We start from the raw sequence: 21,396 nt of genomic DNA, 5'->3' as shown, positions 1-21,396 counted from the left end.
CGCCCGATGGGGAGTCGGGCGGAAAGCTCGGAGGTGTGTCTTCGGCCCATTGCCTGAATCCGTTGTTAGTAGCATTGCAAAGCCCGTGCCAAAACCGCGGGAATACGGTTTCGACGCCAAAAGAGCGCGATCAGGTCACGGACAGGTCCCCCAACTTGCATGGAAGATGTATTGTCGACAAAGCGAAGAAGGGGCGCGTTCAGGCGCTCGCGCGAAGATCTTCCGGTCCGGTTGCGTGCAGACGGCGGTAGAAGCCGCACCGACTCAATAGTTCGGCGTGACTGCCCATATCGAGGATGCGGCCGTCGTGCATGACGACGATGACGTCCGCCAGAGAAACGGCCGCCAAGCGATGGGTGATGATGATCGTCGTTCGCCCTTGCACGAATTCTTCCAGCGCGTCTTGGATGAGCTGTTCGCTTTCCATATCGATTTGGCTGGTTGCCTCGTCGAGGATGAGAATCGCGGGATCCCGCAAGATTGCCCGCGCAAGGGCGATGCGTTGGCGTTGCCCCCCCGACAAGTTGCTCCCCATCGGCCCGACCCGCGTGGCATAGCCGTCGGCCAGCTCGTTCACGATGAAGTCGTGGGCATGTGCTTTCTTGGCGGCGGCGACCACTTCGGCTTCGCCGGCATTGGGCGATCCGTAGCGGATGTTGTTGAACACCGTGTCGTCGAACAGGGTCGGTTCCTGCGTGACGAGGCCGATCTGTCGGCGGAGACTCTTGAGGCGGATTTTGGGGAGCGGAATGCCGTCGAGCAGTACGCTGCCCGAATCGGGATCGGCGAATCGCGGAACGAGCGACGCCAGCGTGCTTTTTCCGCAGCCGCTCGGTCCTACGATAACGACCGTGCGCCCGTAAGGAATGCGAAGGGACACGTCGTGCAAGACCGGCCGGCCCGGGTGGTAGGAGAACGTCACGTTTTCGAACGTCAGGTCGCGATGGTGGCGAGGAATCTCGACGGCCCGGCGGTCGTCGCGAATACGCGGTTTGCGATCGTACATGGCGTAGATGCGTTCCGCCGCCGCCGCGGCTCGCTGCAAGCCGACGAACACGTCGGACAATTTGCGAATCGGGTCGGCGGCACCGGCCAACAGGGCGAAGAACAGCACCAACGAGGGCATCGAGAGGCTCGCCCGCGATGCCGAAGGTCCCATGACCATGTACGCGCCGCCGAGGATCGCAAGGCTGATGATCGTCATCCCGAGCATTTCGGTGAGGGGGTGCGAAAGCGCGTTGTATCGCGCGATCTTCATGCCCATTCGCAGGTAGCGGCGGCCGGTTTCGAAAAAGCGGCGGGACTCGCGTCGTTCGGTCGTGAATGCCTGCACGACACGGATCGAACGCAGTGTTTCTTCCAGCACGCCGTACAGTTGAGCCATTTCTTCCATGGCGTGCCGGTTCGATCGCTTGAGCATGCGGCTGAGCCACCGTATGGCGAATGCGGCAGGCGGAACGACCAACAGCGCCACAAGCAACAACCGCCACGAGATGATTGCCGCACCGGTGAGGCACACGGCCATTTTCATCGGTTCGCGCACCAGTTTGCCGAACAAAAGCATGATGCCTGCGCGAACCTGTTCCATGTCGTGCGTGAATCGACTCATCAGGTCGGCGGTGCCGTCGGAGTCGAGTAGGTTGACATCCAATCGAAGCGTGCGGCGGAAGAACCGTTGGCGCAGCTCGAAGGTAGCCCGATAGGCCAACCACGCGACGATGACCGAATTCGCGACCACCGCCGCGCTCTTCACGGCGGTACCCAACAAGAGTAGTCCGACGATCAACACCAGATCCCAGAATGGATCGTCGGGCGTGTACGATTTGATCCAGGGGGCCAGTGTTTCGTACCGCGTCAGGAGGGCCGTTTGACGTTCGATTTCGGCCTCGTGAAATTGCCGATCGGCCGAGGCGTTTTCGGATGCTTGCAATGCAGCGCGTTCTTCGGCGATCGCCTGTCGGCACTCGTCGATCTTCAGATCGATCCATCCATGCAACGACGTACCGCGAAACGCGACTTCGACGACCGGATACAGGGTGCCGATATTGCCGCCCCACAGCACGCCGACCGCCAATGCCGAAAGGATGGCGCAAGCCAGCGCGAGGCGACGGCGAAAGACAAGTCTCAGCACGCGTGCGAATTGCTTCATCCCTGAAGAACCCGAAGAATCCGTCCTTGGTATGCACGCCGAGCACCCTGAGGGTGTATCCGACGGCGATCTGGTTTGTCCGATCGGATTGCCGTTGTATCACATTTGCGAGCGATGACAAAGACCGACCGATTCAGCGCGAACGCCCCAGGGCGATCCATGCAAACGGGGGACTGGGATAAGTAGAGGGAATAGGTGGTGTCGTCGTTGGGCGTTTTTCGTTGTCAGCGATGCACGGGCGATTTATACTGGCACGCAGATTCCCCGCCATTGGGGTGGTGAGGTCGTTTGGTGTCCTGCCCGCCGAAGGGTGCAGATGTCCTTTCAATTGCCGTAGGACCGGCTGAAAACCATCTGCACTCACACATCAGGTTGCCTGCCCAGCCCGTCTCGTACCCTCGATTGGAGAAGTTCGATGCGGTTGTTCTCGTGCGTCTGCTGGACGCTTTGTGGTGTTTGGACCGCGTTTGCGTTGGGAGCGGTCGAAGCGGCCGATTATCTCGGGCCGACCGAGGTGGTCGCCTCACCCGATGGAATGCGAGTGTACATTCTCGAAGCCGATGCCGGCCGGATCGACGTGCTGGCAACGGCTGAAATGAAGGTCGTGCAGCAGATTCCGGTTCCCGAGCAACCCAACGACATGACGTTGGGGCCGAAGGGGCAACGACTATTTGTGTCGGCCGGCGTGTCTGATGGAAGCGTGGTGGAAATCGATGCGGCCACAGGCAAGGTGCTGCGACGATTCGACGTGGGACACACGCCCGGCGGGTTGGTGGTCACGCCCGACGGAACGAAACTGTTCGTGTGCAACCGCTTCGACAACGATGTGAGCGTCATCGACCTGAACAGCGGCACGACGATCCGGCGCGTGAAAGCCGTGCGCGAGCCGATCGAGGCGGCGGTGTCGCCCGATGGAAGTACCGTCTACGTGACGAATCTGCTTCCGTTGGATCGTGCCGACAGCTACGACGTATCGGCCGAGATCACTTGGATCGATGCTGGATCGGGCGAGTCGGGAAACATCCGATTGCTCAACGGAACGACCGGTCTGCGGGGGATCACGGTATCGCCGGACGGCAAGTATGTGTTCGCCGTACATATCTTGGCGCGGTATCAAATGCCGACCACGCAGTTGGAACGCGGCTGGATGAACACGAACGCCATGACGATCATCGACACTGCCTCGCGCAAGCCGATCAACACGGTGTTGCTCGACGATGTCGATCTGGGGGCGGCGGTTCCGCATGCAGTTGCCTGCACGGCCGACGGAAGCAAGGTGTGCATCACCACGGCGTCGACCGACGAACTGATCGTCGTCGACGTGCCGGGCATGATGGAAAAGCTCGCCGCTTTACCGACGGACCCCGCGGCGGCCACGATCGAGTACGACGGCACGCGGGCATCGTTCGTCGCCTCGGACGTTCCCAACGACTTGTCGTTCTTGGTGGGGCTCAAACAGCGGATGGCCTTAAGCGGCGGACCGCTGTACGCGTACACGTTGGAATCGGGCGACAAGCCGCCGATCAAGGGCGCCCGCGGACTGGCGATCGTGGGCAACCGCGTGTTCGTCGCCGTGTATTACAGCGACGTGCTGGCGGTGGTCGATCTTGCGGCTTCGCCGTATGAGCGGTTTTCGCACATCGCATTGGGGCCCACACCCGAGTGGACGATCGAGCGACGCGGCGAAGTGTATTTCAATGATGCGGCGCTTTGCTTCCAGCATTGGCAAAGTTGTGCGAGCTGTCATCCCGACGCCCGGGTCGACGGGCTGAATTGGGATTTGCTCAACGACGGCATCGGCACGCCGAAGAACAACAAGAGTTTGCTTTTTGCACACGAGACGCCGCCTTCGATGTGGGAAGGCGTGCGGGCGACTGCGGAAGAAGCTGTCCGGTCGGGAATCAAGCACATTCAGTTCGCCGTCCGGCCGGAAGAAGACGCCCAAGCGATCGATGCGTATCTGCGCTCGCTTCGACCGGTGCCCAGTCCGTACCTGGTGAACGGGAAACTCAGCGAGGCTGCCGAGAGGGGAAAAGCCCTGTTTTTCAGCGAACGCGTGGGCTGCTATCACTGCCATCATGGACCGTATTACACCGATCAACGGATGCACAACGTCGGCTCGCAAGGTAAGTACGATCGGGCCGTCGAGTTCGACACGCCGACGCTGATCGAGGTGTGGCGGACGGCCCCCTACATGCACGACGGACACTACCTGACCGTCGAAGAACTGATTCGCGAGGGAAAACACGGCGCCCGCGGTGGCGATATCGAGTCGCTCACCGATCAAGAGTTGCACGACTTGTGTGAGTTCGTTCGCTCACTGTAATCGTCGATCGCGGCAACGGCACCGTTCCTGCGCGGAAGCCGACGACATTGTTTCGAGGAGAGTTCGGTGATGCGCCATAACTTTCGGTTATCGAGACGTGAGTGCTTGGCGGGGCTTTCGGCATTCGGCTTGGGCGCGATGTGCGGGTTTCGCCCCGCGTGTGCCCAGGACGCCGCGGCCGATCCGCCCAATGTGATCGCCACACGCAAGCCGCCGGAAGGACTCGAGATCGTTCGCGTCGAAACCTTCACCTTGCCGCAAGTCACGCTGGTGCGATTGACGACCAAGAGCGGCTTGACCGGTTTCGGACAGACGGCACCCTACAACGCCGACATCACCGCTACCGTCCTGCACCGTCAAGTGGCTCGCTTGGCCTTGCAGGCGAATATCTACGAGCCGGAGGCCTTCTCGCAGTGGGTCGTCGAAGCGACGTACAAGTTCCCCGGATCGTACGTGCGGCGGGCGCTTACCGGCGTCGAAACGGCCATGTGGGATTTGCGAGGGAAGGTCGAAGGCAAGAGCGTGTGTGAGCTGCTGGGCGGCACCGTGGGAAAAGTGGCCGTCTACGGTTCGAGCATGCGACGCGACATCAAACCGCAAGACGAGGCCGATCGGCTCAAGCGGCTCAAAGAGGAGTTCGGCTTCGACGCGTTCAAGATTCGCATCGGCAGGGTGAACGGACACGACCAAGATCAGTGGCCGGGGCGAACCGAAGAGATCGTCCCGACCGTCCGCAAGGCGATCGGCGACGAAACGGCGCTGCTGGTCGATGCGAACAGTTGCTACACGCCGAAGAAGGCGATCGAGGTCGGAAAATTGCTGGCCGACAACGACGTGTGTCACTTCGAAGAGCCGTGTCCCTACTGGGAATACGAATGGACGGCCGAAGTCACCCGTGCTCTCGACGTGCCCGTCGCCGGCGGCGAGCAAGATTGCTTTCTGCCCGGCTGGCGGCGGATGATTGCGATGCGGGCGGTCGATATCGCCCAGCCCGATGTGTGCTACATCGGCGGCATTTCCCGCGCCCGACAAGTCGCTAAGATGGCCGAAGCCGCTCAAATGAGTTGCGTGCCGCACTCGGCGAACCTGTCGATGGTGACCTTGTTCACCGCGCATCTGCTGCGAGCGATTCCGAACGCCGGCCCGTTCATGGAGTTCTCGATCGAGCCGAACGGATGGACGGGCGAACTCTACCGTCCGCAGTTCCAGGTCGTCGACGGCGAGGTGTCCGTGCCTGAAGGACCGGGCTGGGGGGTCGAGGTTCCGCCGGAAACCCTCGACAAGGCGGAGCGACAGGTCACCGAGGCGTGAGGTCGGGCGGTGGGGCACCGCTCGCGGCCGGACGTGTGCTTCGCGCGGGACATTGCTCGCGCAGATCGCTGTAATTCATATCTTCGGTGTAATGCAAAGGTCTTGCCGCGTCTTCGTACGCGGCGTCTGTCTTTCTTGCTTGCCTGCTTGCGTTTTGTTGCGCAGATTTTCACGTGACCGTTTGTTTACATTCCCGACGGCTCGATCGTTCCTCGGCAAAATCGGTATAAACCATGAGCACGGAACTGATTCCGTTTCCCGTCGAATGTCCCGACCAGGCCGACGATCGGCTCAAGGTCTTGATCGTCGACGACGAGCCGGTATTGGTTGAAGTGTTGTGCATGCGGCTGGAGGGGCAGGGATTCAAGACGATCGGTGTCTACGACGGCCGATCGGCCTTGCGGGCGGCCAGGGAAGAGAAGCCCGACGCCGTCATCCTCGATTTGCACCTGCCCGACACGCACGGATTGGACGTGTGCCGCGTGTTGGCCGAGAATCCCGACACGGCAAGTATTCCGGTGATCATCCTCAGTGGATCGGACGAACCGGAGGTCATACGCAAGATTCGCGCGGCCGGTGGGTGTTACTTCGTCGCCAAGCCGTACGATCCGAACGTCTTGCTCCTCGTGCTGCACCAGGCACTCGAGTCTTCCTGGGGCTGGTGATCGGGGGCGTTTGTCGCGTTCCGCGGTAACGGTTTCGCACCCAAACACGTTCCGGAGTGCGTCGCTGTAATCGTTGCTATCCGCGCAATCGGAACGCGCAGTCGAAAGAACCGTTAGATCGGGAAGGGCAAAGGCAAGTCGACAAGCTGCGCAGCCGAGACAAGAAAAAACCGTGCCCGAGTTGGTGAGGCTGTTTCAAGCGGGGCGATCCGTGCCCCGAAAGCCCAATCCGTGATGATTCGCAACCCTGGGTTGATCGGGTGACACAGAACCGGGATGCGTGAGCACGAAAGAAACCAACTCGGGCTCGGTGTATCGGGAATTCGTCGCGTGTGAACGGACTCGTGACGAACGCACTTTTTCACTGCGACAGGTGCTGGAACAGGGCCGAGAACTTCGGCATCTGCCGTTCCAGGTAGTGTCGCCATCGGTCGGGGTGCCAAATCTCGATGCATACGGCGGCACCGACGACCATCACGTTACCGCCGGCTTCGACACCCAAAAACTCTCGAAATCCCTCGGGAATCAACAACCGCCCTCGCTGGGTGATGCTCACCGGTCGATAGCGGCTGGACAAAAGCCTGCCGAACCGTTGGACGGCCGACAGTTCCCCTTCGAGGCGGCCGAGACGAATCTTTTGACGGATCAGCTCGACACCGGCTTCCCAGCGTTCCCGCCAGCCGGGGGCGTCCCACAGGCTGAGACACCCGCGCCGTTCCTTGACCAGTACGAAATCCACGTTTTCGTCGCCGGTGCCCGACCAGGCCGCGAGCAATTCGGCCGGGATCGACAAGCGATATCGCTCGTCCAGCGTTCGCTGGAATTCACCGATGATCATTGGGGCGTCGTTGGGCATCGACGTACGGCGACTGGCTGCTGGGAGTGTGCGGACATCCTCCGTAACAAATGGATCCTTTTTGATTATATGGGCTGGTTTCCCACAAAACCAACGATAAATGCTCGTAATTTGGGATGTGTTTCCCAACCACTTCGCCTAATGTAACGGATTTTCTGGCGAGGGCAAGTCTTCGGCGCGCACTTTTCCCGCGTACCGAGCCGAGGACGCTTGGCGAGGGCGGCGGGGGACAAGATTCGACTTGCCCGATCAGCGTAGGACGCCGGGCAGATCAGGCGTCGCCGATCTGGCGGCGCTTCCGCAGCAGATGGTGATAATGCTGGGCGAATCGATGCGCTTCGTCCCGCACGTACTGAAGAAGCCGCAGCGCGAACGCGTGCCGACTCAATCGCAGCGGTTTCTCGATGCCGGGGAGATAGATCTCTTCGTTCTTCTTGGCCAACGAGAGAACGACCTTCGGGCGAAAATCACGGCGGCCGAGCGCTTCCAAGGCGGCGTGAAGCTGCCCCTTGCCTCCGTCGATCAGGAGAATGTCCGGCGGGGGATCGGCGTCTTCGTGCACGCGAAATCGGCGGGCGATCACTTCGCGGATGCTCGCGTAGTCGTCCACGCCCTGAACCGAGCGGATCCGATATCGGCGGTAGCCCGGCTTGAAGGGCAAGCCGTCGATGAAACGGACGAGAGACGCGACCGTTTCGGTGCCCGCCAGGTGTGCGATATCGACGCCCTCGATCGTACGCGGCGTTTCGGCGAGTTTCAGAACACGGCGTAGGCCTTCCAGGCCTTTCTTGGGATCGACGTGAAAGACCTCCGGCTGCACGTGCTCGTCCAGCTTGCCGCGTTCATCCAGCTTTTCCAGAAGCGTGATTTCGTCGCGGATGCGTGCGGCATCTTCGAACCGAAGTTCGGCGGCCGCCTGTTTCATCTCTCGTCGCAACTCGCTCAACAGTTGCGTTTTGCCCCCTTCGAGAAAGCGAATCAATCGCCGGATGTCGCGGCGGTAGTCCTCTTTCGAAATCCGCAGGTTACAGGGGGCGGTGCACTGGTTGATCGACGCCAATAGGCACGGACGGAACCATCGCCAACGTTCGTCGCCTTCCTCGATGTCCAGGTTGCACGTGCGAAAGCGAAAGATCTTCTGCATCACCTGGATCGCCCCGCGCAGCGCCCGCGGGCTGGCGAACGGACCGAACAACCGTGTTCCCGAGCTTTGCGGCTCGCGGGTGAATCGCACGCGGGGAAAGTCTTCCCGCATCACGATTTCGAGGTAGGGGAAAGTCTTGTCGTCCTTGAGTTCTTTGTTGTACTTCGGCTGGATGTCCTTGATCAGCCGGGCTTCCATCAACAGGGCATCGACCTCGCTGTCGGCTTCAAGATAGTCGATGTCGCAGATTTCTTGAACCAACCGCGCGGTACGGGGATCTTCGGCGGCTGCCTTGAGGAAATACGACCCGGCACGATTCCGCAGATCTTTCGCCTTGCCTACGTAAATGACGACGCCCGCCGCATCCTTCATCAGGTACACACCGGGCGCATGCGGAAAGTTCTTCACCTTCCGTGCGGCAGGGGTGTCTCGATGCGGATACTCGGAGTCACTCATGGATTCACAAACAGGCAAAGGATATCGTCGTCACAAGTGACGCTCAAACCAGCGAAGCGTATGTCGCCACATCGTTTCGGTCAAAGCGTGGCCGGCACCGGGTTCGATGAAACTGCCGAACGCTTCGGGAGTCCCGGCCGCCGCATACGCCCGCCGAATCGTCGTCAAGCCCTTGCGAACTTCGTCGATCGGACTTCCGGCGTCTTTTTCCCCAAAATTCATCCACAGCGGTTTCGGTGCACACGAGGCGACGATGTCGGGCGTGTCGCCGTAGGCCAGCCAGCCGGGGACGAAATTGCTGAAGCAATGAATGATATGCTCGCGGTGAATGCCGTAGTAGGTGGGCAGACAGCAGTTTGCGACCAATGCCTTGAGTCGTTCTTCGAAGGCTCCCACCAACCACGTGAACGTAGCCCCCATCGAATGGCCGAAGCAACCGATGCGTGTCCCGTCGACTTCGGGCAAACTTTCAAGGATGTCGATCGCCCGGCGCATGTCGAGAATATTTTTCCAGGCCAGGCATTTTCCTTCGACGACGTACCGCAAAAAGAGAAAACGCTCGTACGCGTCGCCGATCAGGCGATCATCGCGACGATCTTCGAAGGCGGCGGCATCCGGGCACAGGACCACGTATCCTTCGCGAGCCAACCGCGGACCGACATGCTGCGCCGGATCGCCCGCCAGACCGGCCGGTTCGCTCTTTCCCAGCTCCCATTGGTTGTTGTGCTGATGCCACACGGCGACGGCCGGACGAGGGTTTTCGCTCGATGCCTCATCGGGCACGAGAAGCCACGCCGAAACACGTTCTTCCGGCTCGACCTGGTAGCTTACCGACAGTCGCCGAAAGCCTTCTTCCTGCGACGTGGAATCGACGGTCAGCTCCAGCGGACCGCATTCGGGCCACGGACCGCCTAGGCATTTCAGCAACGCGGCACGCTTCGTTTCGGTGTCGGGCGTCATCGCGATTCATTCTCTTGAGGTTTGAGCAAGCGAATGCACAAAGAGTCCGCGGATTGCCGTTGATCGTGAAATCCGAGGGAAGGACTGTCAAGCGGCGGCTTGCGTGTTGCCGTCGCAGGCCGCAACGAGCTTTGGACGAATTTCTTGCGATCGGCCTGCGCCGGTGACTACGCTAGCGGCATCGGGGTTCGACATCCATCGAGGAGAGCCGATTCGCGTCTACGAAATGGGAGATTTGCCGTGATCGATCGCTTCTTTCGTTGTGCTGCGTATCTTGTATTGGCTGCCGGAATCGTGTGCGGATGGTCGATCGGCGTCCGCGGCGACGAGCCGTTGCCCGAGGGGTTCGTGTCGATGTTCAACGGACGCGACCTGACCGGCTGGGAGGGAAAACCCGGTTGGTGGCATGTTGAAGACGGCGCGATCACCTGCGAAAGCACGCCGGAGCATCCGTGCACGAAACACAATTACCTCATTTGGCGCGGCGGCACACCGGGCGATTTCGAGTTGCGGCTGAAGTACCGCATTCAAGGCGGCAATTCCGGTGTACAGTTCCGCAGTCGCGAGATACCCGATTTCGACACGCGGGGATACCAGGCCGACATCGATGCTGCCGGAAAGTGGACCGGTGCTTTGTTCGAACACGCCCGCGGGGGTGTCGCCCTTCGGGGACAACGGGTGGTCATCGATCCTGACGGTACGCGGCACGAAACGCAATTCGCGGATCCGGCCGAACTGCTGAAGTACGTGCATACCGACGGTTGGAACGAGTACCGCATCGTGGCCAAGGGAAACCACATCGTTTTGTCGATCAATGGTCACGTTACCGCCGAGGTATACGACGACCAGGAAGGCCAGGCCGCTCGCAAAGGCATCATCGCCCTGCAAATGCATCCCGGCCCGCCCATGAAGGTCCAGTTCAAGGACCTCATGATCCGGATCGACGATCCGAAAGAAGCTGCGTCGGGCTCTGATCGCCGGTGAATGTCTTGTGTTTGTTTTCTAGATTGCCTGTTTTGCCTGGGAGTCCCGTTGACAGCGACGATGGGAATTTGGGATGATCCCGCCCCGGCGCGGACGGTCCGCGCGCAATGGGTTCCGAATTCTCGACGGACGACGAAGGCGTGGCTTTCGGGCATCGGCATTCGACTTGTTGCTCCTCGGCGGCTTCCCATGTGGACGGTCGGCGACCGCAATGCGCGCGCGAGCGCCCACGGCTCGTGCCGATGCTGATCGTGTTCGCCGTCGGAACGGCCTTCGCGTGGAACGGGCAGGCGCAGACGTTGGATGTCGTGTCGGGGGCTGTGTCGCCGGACCTGCCGGCGGACGGTGCGCTCGTTGCCGGAGTCTCGCAATCGCAGGTCCGGCTTGACGGTGCCCCGGGAGAGGATTTACACGTCGTTTCGCCTCCACCGTTGATCGGTGCGCAGGACGATGCGTTTGCCGGAACTGCGTTGGTCTCTCCGGCCGAGCCGTCGGCGACGGGGACGGTATTTTCCCACGCACCGGGGCAGCCTGATCCGCTTGCGCCGGCGGGGCAATTGGGACCGGGGTTGTGGTTCGGGCCGCCGCCTGCCTCGCGCCCCCTGCTTCAACGATTGCACACCTGGATCATGCCCGTTCGGCCCGACGACTACGAGACCTGGTTGCATCGCCCGTTCAGCTTCGGGTGGTACGCCGGTTTCGTACACGGGACGCCTTTGGTCGACGACTGGTTGGCCGAGGGTGCAGGTTTTTGGGGCGGATACCGTCTCGGTTGGGACTACGACGCCCATTGGGGCGCCGAAACGCGATTGGGTTTGGGGAGCGTGCGAGTGTGGGACAGTGCCGCGGCCAAGGCCGAACAGACCTCCACCGCGTACGACAAGCGCGATAGCTGGTTGTGGCAGTGGGATTTGGTGCTCTTGTATTACCAGCGCGACGTCGATCCGTGGCGACCGTACCTGTTGTGGGGTGTGGGGCTGGCCGGAATGAAGGTCACCGACCGGCTCGACGAGGACTACAGCGGCACGTATTTCGCCATGCCGATCGGCGTGGGCGTGAAATTCCGGCGTCAGCGATGGCTGGCGTTCCGGCTCGAATTCGTCGACAACATCGTCTTCCCGAACGATCTCAACACGACACATCATTGGTCGCTGAATGCCGGTTTGGAATATCGTTTCGGCGGGTCGCGGCGCACCTATTGGCCGTGGGTGCCCGGCCGCAGCTACATGTGGTGACCGCCGATGCACGCCTGACCGGCGTTTTTCAAGCGGCGAAGCAAATGAAAACGCCCGCGCGAAACACGCGGGCGTGAGGTACATGGTCGGCGCTTCTCGAAACCGCAGCCGCTTAGATCTGCGAGGCCTTCGACGGCTTCAAGATGATGTTCGTGATGTTCGAAACGGTCTCGGCGTATTGCGGATCGTTTTTCAGCGATTGCCAGTCGGGGTGCGCGAGAAACTTGCCCCATGCCTCTTTTTGGGCGGCTTCATTCTCAAAGCCGAGCATGTAGGTCAAGTTCGGCAGCTTGCCGCCGATGATCGCCTGACCGAAGAACACGGGGTTCATGCCGCACGCCCGGAAGATGCGCAGCTCGCCGCCGTCGTTGAACATTTCAACCTTCTTGAAATGCTTTTGCAGATTGTGGCTTTCGTAGATCCGCAACTGGAACACCCGGCCTTCGACGTCGGTGGGGCATTCCACCTTCGGACAGCCCTTGAACGACAACAGTAGCGAGCTTTCGATACGCTCGTACAGGGGATCTTTTTGCGGATCGGTCAACGCCGGTTTCGCTGCTTCCACGAATGTTGCATCGGCGAGAAGTGCCGCGGGCGTGTCGAGGACCGATTGCACGTTCGGGTGCGGTAGGAGCACGTACAGACCCAGGGTTTCGTCGGTAGGCAGGAACACCCCGACCGGCTCGATACCCAAACGGTTCCAGGCGGGCACGAACGCTTTGGCAAGGACGTCTTCCAATGCCGCCAACTTTTCTTGCGAGGCAACGGTGTAGTATTGAAGCTCCAACACCTGGCGATTGTCTCCTTCGGCGGCATCGACCGACTGTCCGGCGGCCAACGCACCCAAACCGGCCGCGACCGAAGCGGCAACGAATTCGCGACGTTTCATGGTGTTTTCCCTCGCGTGGATGAGACGAACCTCTTGCGTAAACATCCAAGACGCCGCGCGACGGCGGCCGTCTCGGCGGATCATTCATCGAATTCTGTGGTGCAAGTGTAGTCGGGGCGCCGGAGGAACGCAAACCTTTCGCGTTTCCGGTCGCGACCGCGCGCAGAAAACGCCGGTTCCCCGGAAACCGGCGTCTTGGGCGAACATGGAATCGGTCGATGGTCCGGACCCGGACACAAGCGGCGGCCTACACGGGGCGTGCCTGCAACACTTGTATTGTCGGCGGACTTACGCAGCGCCGACGGCGTCGGGGACGCAGTTGATCGCGGTTTCTTGGAGCTGTTCGGGCAAGAAGGGCTTGGCAATGAAGTCCTGTGCACCTTGCCGAATGGCCTCGGAAATCAGCTTCGTTTGATTCAAGGCGCTGACCACGATCACTTTCGCAGCGGGATCGTATTCCATGATTCCCTTGAGGGCATGGATGCCGTCCGTGCCGGGCATGACGATATCGAGCGTCACCAGATCGGGGTGCAACTCTTTGTACTTTTCGATAGCTTCTTCGCCGTTACAAGCGTGTCCGACGACTTCCCACCCCGCTTCGGTGAGCGTCTCGGAAACCATGCGTCGCATGAGCATCGAGTCGTCGACAACAAGTACGCGCTTTGCCATTGCCGGCCTCCAATTCGTTCGGCAAGTTCCTGGATCGTTCGAGTGCGTGACGCCTTGCACCCGTTTGCACGTCTGCCCCGTGCAAGGGCAAGGCACTCCTGAATTCCATGGACGACGAGGCCTGCGTCAAACCGGTGGCGTCACTTCGAGGGGGTGCATGTCGAACGCACCGACGCCGAGGGGGCTTACGTCTCGGCTACCAAGGCGTCGTGCGGATCGCCTCGTGTCTGTCTGAGCAAATATAGAATCCCTTTTCGGGCAGTCGGCGGAATCGCGTCGTTTTTTGTTCCCCCTTTCCCGAATCGAGGGAACCGAGAACAGCTTCCTGCGACCCGGATCGGAGGAATGCGGTGGCGCATTTCCGGCAAAAACGACATTGCTTGCGAAACCGTATCGGGTGATGCGGCTTCTCCGGTTTCAATGTCCCAATCGATCGATCGGTCGGACGCGATTCGTCCGATGTATGGGATGAGGATGCCTCACACGTTATGCGGCCCTGCCCGCAAAATGCGAGCATCTCGTTTCAGCGTCACGATAAGAAACACCCTGCCGATCGGTATTGTCGGATCGGATGTCCGGTGGGTGAAAGGAGAAACGACCATGCAACTTTCGCGTCATCACTATTTCGTCGCCGGAGTGTTGCTTCTGTTTTTCGGATTGGAAGTGAAATTTCTCGATTCGGTCGTGCTTACTCCCGAGGCCACGAAGATCCTGGCCGAAAAGACGGGCCACCCCGTGGCGGCGACGAGTGAGGCCGTATCGGCGGCCACGGGCAGTCCGCTGCCGACGCCGCCGTTCAAATTCCAGCCGCCCGACTGGCTGGCACATTGTGCGCTGTCGGTCGCCTCGGTCCTGCTCTTGTATAGTTGGTTGCTGCCGCGCACGGGGTAGACGCGTGGTCTCCGGCGATCGGCCATTTCTCTAGAATCGGCGCAGCTCGTCGTAATCGGCGACGGGATCGAAGCGTTGAATGCGAACGCCGGTGACGACGGTACGGTAGACGCCGGAACCGGGTACGGTCAACGACAGCGACAAACGGCCATAGGTGCCGTGTTCGCGCGGTTCGAAATGCGACGGAAACGGCAGATGCACGGTCGCGCGGCCGAACCGAAAGTCGTCGCTCGCCAACGGTACGGTCCACCGCAGCGTTTCGCGTTGCCGTGATCGCAACGATCCTCGATCGGCTCGGTAGACCGTCAGTTCGGCGGTGAGGGTTCCTTCGGCGGCGCAGGGGCGGTTCTCGGCGTCGTAAGCGTAGAGGACGACCGCTAGTTCGTCTTGATCGGTCTGCGGATCATATCGCCCCAGATCGGCCGTGGCTTCGATGGATTCGACACGCGGCAAGTGCGACTTTGCGATTTCCCGGTTGGTCGAACGGGACGCCGAGACGAAACTCGCCGTTACCCCGGTTTCGTCCGGCAGATGACGCCGCACGGTGATCGAGGCGGAACGCGGCGCGGTATCCCGAACCATCCACCCGTCGTGTCGAGCCAGTGTTTCGCGGAACGCGGTCCCGGTGACGGGGGCGCTTTCGAACATCGGCGAGGTGACCGAGACGATATCGTCCCAGGCGACGTAGCGCACCAACGTGATCGAGCCCTCGCGGCTGCGCACTGCCAGACGTTCCGCGTCGGTGGCGGCATCGATCATGCCCGCAAGCACGCGACCGTCTTTTGTGTGGACGATCGTGCGCGAGTCGGCAGGCGGTGCGGCGAGTTCGGCGCCGTGGGCGGGCTTCGTGAAGGTCATCTCTCCGTGGGCCAGCATGCTGCCGATCCATGCCGCGACCCCCAGCCCCAGCAGGATGAAGCCTCCGACGACCAAGATGCGCAGCAATTCGTTCCGGTCGGAATGCATGGAAGTCCAGCCCGATGATGAGGTGAGAAGAGACGGCGACCGTCCGATTCTCGATTGCGATGCGGTCGCCGGGTTCGCCTTCTGGAAGAGTCGCAATCGGGGCGCCGCACGTCGGGCGAATGATTGCTATGCGGTGTAAGTGATTGATGTGCAGGAAGTTGCGTCGATCGGTGGCGATTGTGTGGTGCGCCGAATCGTCGCCTTTCGGCAACATTCTTGGAAGCGGCTGTCGTTTGCGGGCAACAGAGGGCCTTGGAATCGGCCCACGGTTCGAGCTTTGTGCGAAACCGTGTTCTAGGGTTTCAAGGGAGATGGTGCGCCCGAACCGAAACCGAGAAACCGATCATGCCGGCCACACGAACGAACGTTTTGCCGATTTCCGAAAGGAGGAGGACCATGCGCAGGGGGCAGCGTGTTCTGTTGCGGACGGTCGTTTTCTGTCTCGTCTTCGGAGCAGGGCTGGTCGCCTGGTCGGAAGAAGCCAAGTCGCCGTATTGGCAAATCCGACCGTCGTACACCAAGCTTGAAGAGCCTGAAGGCGTCGTCGAGACGCCGCAGGCGCAGTTCCGTGAAGGAACCGTGCTTCGCGACGCGCCGGGCGTCTTCCGCAAGACCGGCGAGCGCTACACCTTCTTTGCCGAAGAAAACGGCGGACGCTTCGTCGTCTTGGAAAATCTGAACCTCGATCGCATTGCCCGCACGCTGCAAGACAACCCTACCGTCGGGCATTGGACGGTGACCGGCACCATCACCGAGTTTCAAGGGACGAATTACCTGCTGATTCAGCGGGCGGTGATCAGCAATTCGATTGCGGACGTCCCTTTGCCCGCCGAGCCGACGCCGTGACTTGAGTTTTGCGATACATGCTCAAACGCGGGCGGCGTATTGGGGGGCTCTTGCGGCCGGTCTATTGACGCCCGTTGGAACGGTTCTAAGATGAAGACGTGTCGGTTCGCGGGTGAAACGTCTCGACCGGCAGCCGCTGGACGCATGCTGTTCGCTGAAGATCTCATCGGTCGGTTGCCTTATCCGGTGCGCGAAACCTCGGCGCGCCGTTGACCAGGCACCCCCGCTGCGAGGATAATCAAGATCTGCGGTCGGCAGCGATCCACCCGATCGAGGAAGCACGTTCGGTGCGCGGCAAGCCGTCATCGTGGGGTGTTTCTGCAAACGGCCGCATGAGGGCCGTCGCGCACGGCCGACATCGTAAGCCACTCGTACGGCGTCAGCCGTTACCCCGATTCTACGGAGTTTCGATCCATGACAGATTTGCGTCACATCGAGCTGCACGATTCCGGCGACGTGACGGTCGTCCACTTCAAAGATCGCAAGATCATCGAAGACTTGAGCATCCAAGAGCTGGCTTACGAATTGTTCCGGCTGGTCGAGCAAGAAAACCGGAAGAAGCTGTTGCTGAACTTTGCCAATGTCGATTTTCTCTCGAGCGGCATGTTGGGACAGTTGATGTCGCTGGAGAAGAAGGTGAAAGCCCACGACGGTGTGTTGAAGCTCTGCTGCATTCAACCGGCGATCATGGAGGTGTTCACGATCACGCAATTGGATGCGGTGTTCGACATCTATCCGACCGAGGCCGACGCGTTGGCCGCGTTCTAAACGGGCGGTTCGGCGATCGCTTTTTGCTGCAACATCGAGGATGCACTCGAAATGAAGGGCGAATCGGCAGCATGGTGCCGGCGGTGGACAATACCCGGTACCCTTGCCGCCGCCATGCCGATCGTCGACCGAATTCTCGCCCGCCTGCGGGAGCTGGGATGGGCGGATCGTGACGTGTTCGCCGTTCATCTGGCATTGACCGAGGCGATTTCCAACGCCGTTGAGCATGGGAATCGCAAAGATCCTCGCAAGTCCCTGCGTATCGCCGTCGATTTGACCGCAAAGCGCATTCGTATTGCGATCGAGGATGAAGGCAGCGGCTTTCTCCCGGAAGAAGTTCCCGATCCGACGCATCCCGACCGCATCGGGCATCCTCGCGGCCGCGGCCTGCACCTCATTCGGTGCTTCATGAATCACGTCGCCTTCGAGGAGGGTGGACGTCGCATCGTGATGGCGAAGGATCGCTCCGACGTGCCCTGCTCCGGATGATCCGCTTCTGGGATTGCCGTCCGACGGATCAATATTTTCCGCGAATGAAGGCGGCCGTCTTTTCCGTATACAGGCGCCGCAGCGCGTCGTGGATTTCGGGGGAAAGGGGCGGCAAATCACTCGCCGCCGCGTTGTCGCGTGCCTGATCGGGACGCCGTGCGCCGGGGATGACCGTCAACACGGCGTCGAAATCGAGGCACCATCGCAGGGCGAATTGGGCCATCGTCATGTTCGGCGGAACCAGCGGTCGAATTTCTTCGACGAGTTCCAGCCCCTTTTCGAACGGCAAGCCGGCGAACGTCTCGCCGACGTTGAACTTTTCGCCGTTGCGATTGAAGTTGCGGTGGTCGTTGGGGGCAAACTGCGTGTCGCGCGTGAACTTGCCTGCCAACAGCCCGCTGGCCAGCGGCAAGCGTACAATCAGTCCCACACCTTTGGCCTTCGCCTTCTCGAACAACACGTCGATGGGCTTCTGCCGGAAGATGTTGAAAATGATCTGGAGGGAAGCGAGCCCCTCGACGTCGAGGCAGAACAGGGCTTCGTCCATGCTCTCGACGCTGGCGCCGAAGTTTTTGATCTTTCCCTGTGCTTTCAGCTCACGCAGATGATCGAACAGCCCCGTGTCTCGCATGACTTCCAGCGGCAGGCTGTGCGTTTGGGTCAGGTCGAGGGCATCGACGCCCAAGCGACGAAGCGAATCTTCGGTGTGCTGAAACACCCATTTGCGCTCGAAGTTGTGCGGCCTGCCGGGATCGGGCCGAAGTCCGAGCTTCGTGGCGACGAAGAACCGATCGCGGTCGGAGCGTTCCTTGAGGAATCGACCGATCAGGGTTTCGCTGCGCCCCATGCCGTAGATATCGGCGGTGTCGATGAAGGTGATTCCCGCGTCGGCCGCGGCTCGCAACGTATCGAGTGCTGCATCCTCGGGAACGTCCCCCCATTCCGTGCCGCCGAGCTGCCAGGTGCCGATACCGATTTCGGAGACGGGAACGTTTCCGGCCTGAAACGTGCGATACTTCATCGTAATTCAGCCCTTTCGGAGGGAAAGCACGAGCGGACGCCGACCTTCGGCCGCACGGTCGAAAGCACACGCCGGCCGGCCGAGGACGTGGATGGGATTATACTCACCGCGCCCTGCCGCGACGAGGGACGCGGCCGTTCATTTCCTGCCGGCCTGGGGTACTCGGCGGTTTCCGGATCAGTCGAGAACGACCTCGTCCAAGTATTCCGGGACCGAGACCTGCCATCCGAATTCGTCACGTACCTGTTCGGCAAAGGCCAAGGCAGAAGATTCTTCGCCGTGGGTGACGAACACTTGACGCGGCGTATTGCCGAACTTTCGCAACCATGCGAGCAGGCTGGTGCGGTCGGCATGGCCCGAAATTCCGCTGATCTGCTCGACCCGGGCCCGGAGCGGCCACATCTTGCCGTGGATACGGATTTCGCGGTTCTTGTCCAGGATTTGTCGCCCCAGGGTGCCGCGACCTTGATATCCCACGAAAAGCAACGTCGATTCGGGACGCACGATGTTGTGCTTGAGATGGTGTTTGATGCGACCGGCCGTACACATGCCCGAGGTCGCCATGATGATCGACGGTACCCGCTGTTCGTTGATGCGTTTCGATTCTTCGACCGACGAAACGAGTTTGAGTGTGGGGAAATTGAGCGGCGACTCGTCGGAATCGATCAGGCGCCGCATCTCTTCGTCGTAGCACTCTTTGTGCCGACGAAAGACATCGGTCACCCGCACGGCCATCGGGCTGTCGAGATACACCGGAACCGCCGGCATGCGATTTTCGTGGTACAGGCGGCTGAAGTAATACAACAGTTCCTGGGCGCGTTCGACCGCGAAAACGGGGATGACCACGTTGCCCCCGCGGGCCAGGGTCTCGTTGACGACCGTGGCAAGCTGATCTTGGATCGGGGCGGTCGGATTGTGGTCGCGGTCGCCGTACGTCGATTCGGTGACGATATAGTCGGCCTTGTGCAGCTCGGTCGGATCGCGAATGATCGGTCGATCGTGTTGTCCTAGATCGCCCGAGAAGACGATCCGTCGAGCCGCTCCGTTTTCTTTGACGGCAATGCACAGAAGCGCCGAGCCCAGGATATGCCCTGCGTCGAAGAAACGAACGGTGATGCTGTCGCTGATTTCGACCGGCTGTTCATATTCGATACCGCGCAGGGCGGGCAACGCCAGTTCGACGTCGTCGGTCGTGTACAACGGGACTTCCGGGTATTTGCCCTTACGGCCTTCTTTGCGGTGCCGCTTTTTCTTGTACGCGGCATCTTCCATCTGGATGTGTGCCGAGTCGCGGAGGATGATCTCGGTCAGATCGGCCGTGGCCGCCGTGCAGTAGATCTTGCCGTGAAAACCTTCTTTGACCAATTTCGGGATCAAGCCGCAATGGTCCAGGTGCGCATGCGTGAGCACGACCCCATCGATTTCACGCGGTGGAATGGGGCTGGGTTCCCAGTTCCGGCCTTGAAATTGGCGTTCCTGAAACATGCCGCAATCGACGAGGATGCGGCTGCGTCCGGCCTGAAGATAGTACTGCGAACCGGTGACTTGGCGCGCGGCGCCCAAGAATTGAATCTTCACGTGGAGGTCCTCGCTCGGTGCGGATGGGCGGAGCTATCTGGTTCTCTTTGGGGGGCGATAATCGGCGAATGGGCATCCGTGAGACATTGCACCCCCGATCAGGGAACTCTACAATTCCTTCGCTAGTAGGGGAAGCGGCGATTGCGACACGAAGCGAGATCGCACATAAAACCGCCCCTCGTTTCTATCGGCATGATCGCCGTGCCCGCATGCACCGGGCCGTACGCGTCGCCGACCTTGTCGGTTGTGTCGATCGAATGGACGGGCAGACGGTAGAAGCGAAGCGGCTGGAAGTGCCCGTCGAATGCGACGGTATTCGGCTGTGTCGGATGGTGAAGAGGACGGTTGGATTCTGATTTCTTCGAAGCGGGGCCTTACTTGAGGTGCAGCGATGAGTCGAGAAGTCGCATTGGCGATGGTGACACTTTCGGAGCCGGTCCTTCCGAATGCCGAGGTGCTTGCCGGTATGCACGAACGATTGTGGCCCGGCAGCGAGCGGCTCGTTTTTGATTCGGCGGGCGCCCACGACGAAGCGCCGGGATTCGACGAGCCGACCAGCGTCATCTTTCAATGGGACGATGCAACGGCGGCGTTTTCTTTGATGCCGGCTCCGATTCCGTCCGAAGATATCGGCGGCGCCGCCGAACTGGCCCGTTGGTACTGGCCCGAGGCCCCCGAGACACTTGCGCAACATCGAGCCCATTGGGTCGTGATCTTACTGGGCGGTCCGACCGATCCGATCGAGCGTGCGATGAAGTTGACCGAACTCACGGCGACGGCGGCCGCATCACTCGACGAGGCTACCGGCATTTATTGGGGGGCGTCGAACTTGCTGCATCCTCGCGATCAGTTCGTGGCCCGCGCCCGCGAAATGGATCGGGAATCGCCGCCGATCGAGCTGTGGGTCAATTTCCGCCTCAGCGGCGACGACAACGACACCGTTTCGCTGCTCACGTTGGGGATGGATCAATTCGGACACAAGGAAATCGAGGTCCATCAAAGCCGACGGGATCCGCAATTCATCCTCGATCGCGTGTATAACATCGCCGCCTATTTGCTCGAAAACGGGCCGGTCATCGAAGACGGTCACACGGTAGGGCAATCGGCGGACGAGAAATTCACCGTCCACATCGGCCCGTCGAAATTCGACGAGTCGATGACCGTCTTGCGGATCGACATGTGACGCGACGCGC

The 21,396-nt window shown here is 60.7% G+C and carries 19 protein-coding genes; 10 read left to right on the top strand and 9 right to left on the bottom strand.

Annotation, left to right across the window (positions count from 1 at the left end; all coding sequences use genetic code 11):
- Positions 1–199: 199 nt before the first annotated feature.
- Positions 200–2,149 (bottom strand): ABC transporter ATP-binding protein, encoded by a 1,950-nt coding sequence (locus ACYQ2I_RS16475; RefSeq protein WP_460168126.1) that lies wholly within the window; start codon positions 2,147–2,149, stop codon positions 200–202.
- Between the two features lie 415 nt (positions 2,150–2,564).
- On the opposite strand from ACYQ2I_RS16475, the gene ACYQ2I_RS16470 reads away from it, so the two are divergent.
- The 3 genes from ACYQ2I_RS16470 to ACYQ2I_RS16460 all read left to right on the top strand — a co-directional run bounded on the left by ACYQ2I_RS16470 (position 2,565) and on the right by ACYQ2I_RS16460 (position 6,451).
- Positions 2,565–4,475, top strand: coding sequence for a hypothetical protein (locus ACYQ2I_RS16470; RefSeq protein WP_460168125.1), 1,911 nt, complete (start codon positions 2,565–2,567; stop codon positions 4,473–4,475).
- Positions 4,476–4,544: 69 nt separating this feature from the next.
- Positions 4,545–5,786: a mandelate racemase/muconate lactonizing enzyme family protein gene (locus ACYQ2I_RS16465; protein ID WP_460168124.1), complete on the top strand. Its 1,242-nt coding sequence runs from the start codon at positions 4,545–4,547 to the stop codon at positions 5,784–5,786.
- A gap of 233 nt (positions 5,787–6,019) precedes the next feature.
- On the top strand, positions 6,020–6,451 hold the full coding sequence (locus ACYQ2I_RS16460; protein ID WP_460168123.1) for a response regulator: 432 nt from the start codon (positions 6,020–6,022) through the stop codon (positions 6,449–6,451).
- A 361-nt stretch (positions 6,452–6,812) separates the two neighbouring features.
- On the opposite strand, the gene ACYQ2I_RS16455 is transcribed toward ACYQ2I_RS16460, so the two are convergent.
- The 3 genes from ACYQ2I_RS16455 to ACYQ2I_RS16445 form a co-directional block, all read right to left on the bottom strand.
- Positions 6,813–7,289, bottom strand: coding sequence for a division/cell wall cluster transcriptional repressor MraZ (locus tag ACYQ2I_RS16455; RefSeq protein WP_460168122.1), 477 nt, complete (start codon positions 7,287–7,289; stop codon positions 6,813–6,815).
- 289 nt (positions 7,290–7,578) lie between these two features.
- A complete protein-coding gene (locus ACYQ2I_RS16450; RefSeq protein ID WP_460168121.1) occupies positions 7,579–8,907 on the bottom strand; it encodes a UvrB/UvrC motif-containing protein in 1,329 nt (442 codons plus the stop codon).
- Positions 8,908–8,937: 30 nt separating this feature from the next.
- Positions 8,938–9,867 (bottom strand): dienelactone hydrolase family protein, encoded by a 930-nt coding sequence (locus ACYQ2I_RS16445; RefSeq protein WP_460168120.1) that lies wholly within the window; start codon positions 9,865–9,867, stop codon positions 8,938–8,940.
- Positions 9,868–10,107: 240 nt separating this feature from the next.
- Between ACYQ2I_RS16445 and ACYQ2I_RS16440 the strand changes: the two genes are divergently transcribed.
- Together ACYQ2I_RS16440 and ACYQ2I_RS16435 are read left to right on the top strand one after the other, a co-directional pair.
- Positions 10,108–10,851 carry a 3-keto-disaccharide hydrolase gene (locus tag ACYQ2I_RS16440; RefSeq protein WP_460168119.1) on the top strand — a complete coding sequence of 248 codons (744 nt, stop codon included), beginning with the start codon at positions 10,108–10,110 and terminating at the stop codon, positions 10,849–10,851.
- 242 nt (positions 10,852–11,093) lie between these two features.
- Positions 11,094–12,086 (top strand): outer membrane beta-barrel protein, encoded by a 993-nt coding sequence (locus ACYQ2I_RS16435; RefSeq protein WP_460168422.1) that lies wholly within the window; start codon positions 11,094–11,096, stop codon positions 12,084–12,086.
- Between the two features lie 112 nt (positions 12,087–12,198).
- On the opposite strand, the gene ACYQ2I_RS16430 is transcribed toward ACYQ2I_RS16435, so the two are convergent.
- Positions 12,199–12,975 carry an NIPSNAP family protein gene (locus ACYQ2I_RS16430; protein ID WP_460168118.1) on the bottom strand — a complete coding sequence of 259 codons (777 nt, stop codon included), beginning with the start codon at positions 12,973–12,975 and terminating at the stop codon, positions 12,199–12,201.
- Positions 12,976–13,263: 288 nt separating this feature from the next.
- Positions 13,264–13,644: a response regulator gene (locus ACYQ2I_RS16425; RefSeq protein ID WP_460168117.1), complete on the bottom strand. Its 381-nt coding sequence runs from the start codon at positions 13,642–13,644 to the stop codon at positions 13,264–13,266.
- 600 nt (positions 13,645–14,244) lie between these two features.
- Between ACYQ2I_RS16425 and ACYQ2I_RS16420 the strand changes: the two genes are divergently transcribed.
- Positions 14,245–14,535, top strand: a complete 291-nt coding sequence (locus tag ACYQ2I_RS16420; RefSeq protein WP_460168116.1) for a hypothetical protein — start codon at positions 14,245–14,247, stop codon at positions 14,533–14,535.
- A 30-nt stretch (positions 14,536–14,565) separates the two neighbouring features.
- On the opposite strand, the gene ACYQ2I_RS16415 is transcribed toward ACYQ2I_RS16420, so the two are convergent.
- Positions 14,566–15,501 (bottom strand): hypothetical protein, encoded by a 936-nt coding sequence (locus tag ACYQ2I_RS16415; protein ID WP_460168115.1) that lies wholly within the window; start codon positions 15,499–15,501, stop codon positions 14,566–14,568.
- A gap of 396 nt (positions 15,502–15,897) precedes the next feature.
- Between ACYQ2I_RS16415 and ACYQ2I_RS16410 the strand changes: the two genes are divergently transcribed.
- From ACYQ2I_RS16410 to ACYQ2I_RS16400, 3 genes are all read left to right on the top strand, one after another.
- Positions 15,898–16,347 (top strand): hypothetical protein, encoded by a 450-nt coding sequence (locus ACYQ2I_RS16410; RefSeq protein ID WP_460168114.1) that lies wholly within the window; start codon positions 15,898–15,900, stop codon positions 16,345–16,347.
- Between the two features lie 414 nt (positions 16,348–16,761).
- Positions 16,762–17,115, top strand: a complete 354-nt coding sequence (locus ACYQ2I_RS16405; protein ID WP_460168113.1) for an STAS domain-containing protein — start codon at positions 16,762–16,764, stop codon at positions 17,113–17,115.
- A gap of 51 nt (positions 17,116–17,166) precedes the next feature.
- Complete coding sequence (locus tag ACYQ2I_RS16400) at positions 17,167–17,604, top strand: ATP-binding protein (RefSeq protein WP_460168112.1); 438 nt, start codon at positions 17,167–17,169, stop codon at positions 17,602–17,604.
- 28 nt (positions 17,605–17,632) lie between these two features.
- Here ACYQ2I_RS16400 and ACYQ2I_RS16395 read toward each other — a convergent pair whose 3' ends face one another.
- Positions 17,633–18,625: an aldo/keto reductase gene (locus ACYQ2I_RS16395; protein WP_460168111.1), complete on the bottom strand. Its 993-nt coding sequence runs from the start codon at positions 18,623–18,625 to the stop codon at positions 17,633–17,635.
- A gap of 177 nt (positions 18,626–18,802) precedes the next feature.
- Positions 18,803–20,203 carry an MBL fold metallo-hydrolase RNA specificity domain-containing protein gene (locus ACYQ2I_RS16390; RefSeq protein WP_460168110.1) on the bottom strand — a complete coding sequence of 467 codons (1,401 nt, stop codon included), beginning with the start codon at positions 20,201–20,203 and terminating at the stop codon, positions 18,803–18,805.
- A gap of 391 nt (positions 20,204–20,594) precedes the next feature.
- Here ACYQ2I_RS16390 and ACYQ2I_RS16385 point away from each other — a divergent pair, with 391 nt between their 5' ends.
- Positions 20,595–21,386 carry a DUF4261 domain-containing protein gene (locus tag ACYQ2I_RS16385; protein ID WP_460168109.1) on the top strand — a complete coding sequence of 264 codons (792 nt, stop codon included), beginning with the start codon at positions 20,595–20,597 and terminating at the stop codon, positions 21,384–21,386.
- Positions 21,387–21,396 lie beyond the last annotated feature (10 nt).

This window comes from Thermostilla marina (assembly GCF_054657455.1).
Note: the sequence above shows the minus strand (reverse complement) of the source record. Positions and strands in the feature narration are given on the sequence as shown.

What these genes read in the sequence shown, in the direction of transcription:
- ACYQ2I_RS16435 (WP_460168422.1), top strand. Translation starts at nt 11,094, where the DNA reads ATGCTGATCGTGTTCGCCGTCGGAACGGCCTTCGCGTGGAACGGGCAG.
- ACYQ2I_RS16385 (WP_460168109.1), top strand. Translation starts at nt 20,595, where the DNA reads ATGAGTCGAGAAGTCGCATTGGCGATGGTGACACTTTCGGAGCCGGTC.
- ACYQ2I_RS16420 (WP_460168116.1), top strand. Translation starts at nt 14,245, where the DNA reads ATGCAACTTTCGCGTCATCACTATTTCGTCGCCGGAGTGTTGCTTCTG.
- ACYQ2I_RS16400 (WP_460168112.1), top strand. Translation starts at nt 17,167, where the DNA reads ATGAAGGGCGAATCGGCAGCATGGTGCCGGCGGTGGACAATACCCGGT.
- ACYQ2I_RS16470 (WP_460168125.1), top strand. Translation starts at nt 2,565, where the DNA reads ATGCGGTTGTTCTCGTGCGTCTGCTGGACGCTTTGTGGTGTTTGGACC.
- ACYQ2I_RS16425 (WP_460168117.1), bottom strand. Translation starts at nt 13,644, where the DNA reads ATGGCAAAGCGCGTACTTGTTGTCGACGACTCGATGCTCATGCGACGC.
- ACYQ2I_RS16405 (WP_460168113.1), top strand. Translation starts at nt 16,762, where the DNA reads ATGACAGATTTGCGTCACATCGAGCTGCACGATTCCGGCGACGTGACG.
- ACYQ2I_RS16460 (WP_460168123.1), top strand. Translation starts at nt 6,020, where the DNA reads ATGAGCACGGAACTGATTCCGTTTCCCGTCGAATGTCCCGACCAGGCC.
- ACYQ2I_RS16455 (WP_460168122.1), bottom strand. Translation starts at nt 7,289, where the DNA reads ATGATCATCGGTGAATTCCAGCGAACGCTGGACGAGCGATATCGCTTG.
- ACYQ2I_RS16445 (WP_460168120.1), bottom strand. Translation starts at nt 9,867, where the DNA reads ATGACGCCCGACACCGAAACGAAGCGTGCCGCGTTGCTGAAATGCCTA.
- ACYQ2I_RS16410 (WP_460168114.1), top strand. Translation starts at nt 15,898, where the DNA reads ATGCGCAGGGGGCAGCGTGTTCTGTTGCGGACGGTCGTTTTCTGTCTC.
- ACYQ2I_RS16475 (WP_460168126.1), bottom strand. Translation starts at nt 2,149, where the DNA reads ATGAAGCAATTCGCACGCGTGCTGAGACTTGTCTTTCGCCGTCGCCTC.
- ACYQ2I_RS16395 (WP_460168111.1), bottom strand. Translation starts at nt 18,625, where the DNA reads ATGAAGTATCGCACGTTTCAGGCCGGAAACGTTCCCGTCTCCGAAATC.
- ACYQ2I_RS16450 (WP_460168121.1), bottom strand. Translation starts at nt 8,907, where the DNA reads ATGAGTGACTCCGAGTATCCGCATCGAGACACCCCTGCCGCACGGAAG.
- ACYQ2I_RS16415 (WP_460168115.1), bottom strand. Translation starts at nt 15,501, where the DNA reads ATGCATTCCGACCGGAACGAATTGCTGCGCATCTTGGTCGTCGGAGGC.
- ACYQ2I_RS16465 (WP_460168124.1), top strand. Translation starts at nt 4,545, where the DNA reads ATGCGCCATAACTTTCGGTTATCGAGACGTGAGTGCTTGGCGGGGCTT.
- ACYQ2I_RS16430 (WP_460168118.1), bottom strand. Translation starts at nt 12,975, where the DNA reads ATGAAACGTCGCGAATTCGTTGCCGCTTCGGTCGCGGCCGGTTTGGGT.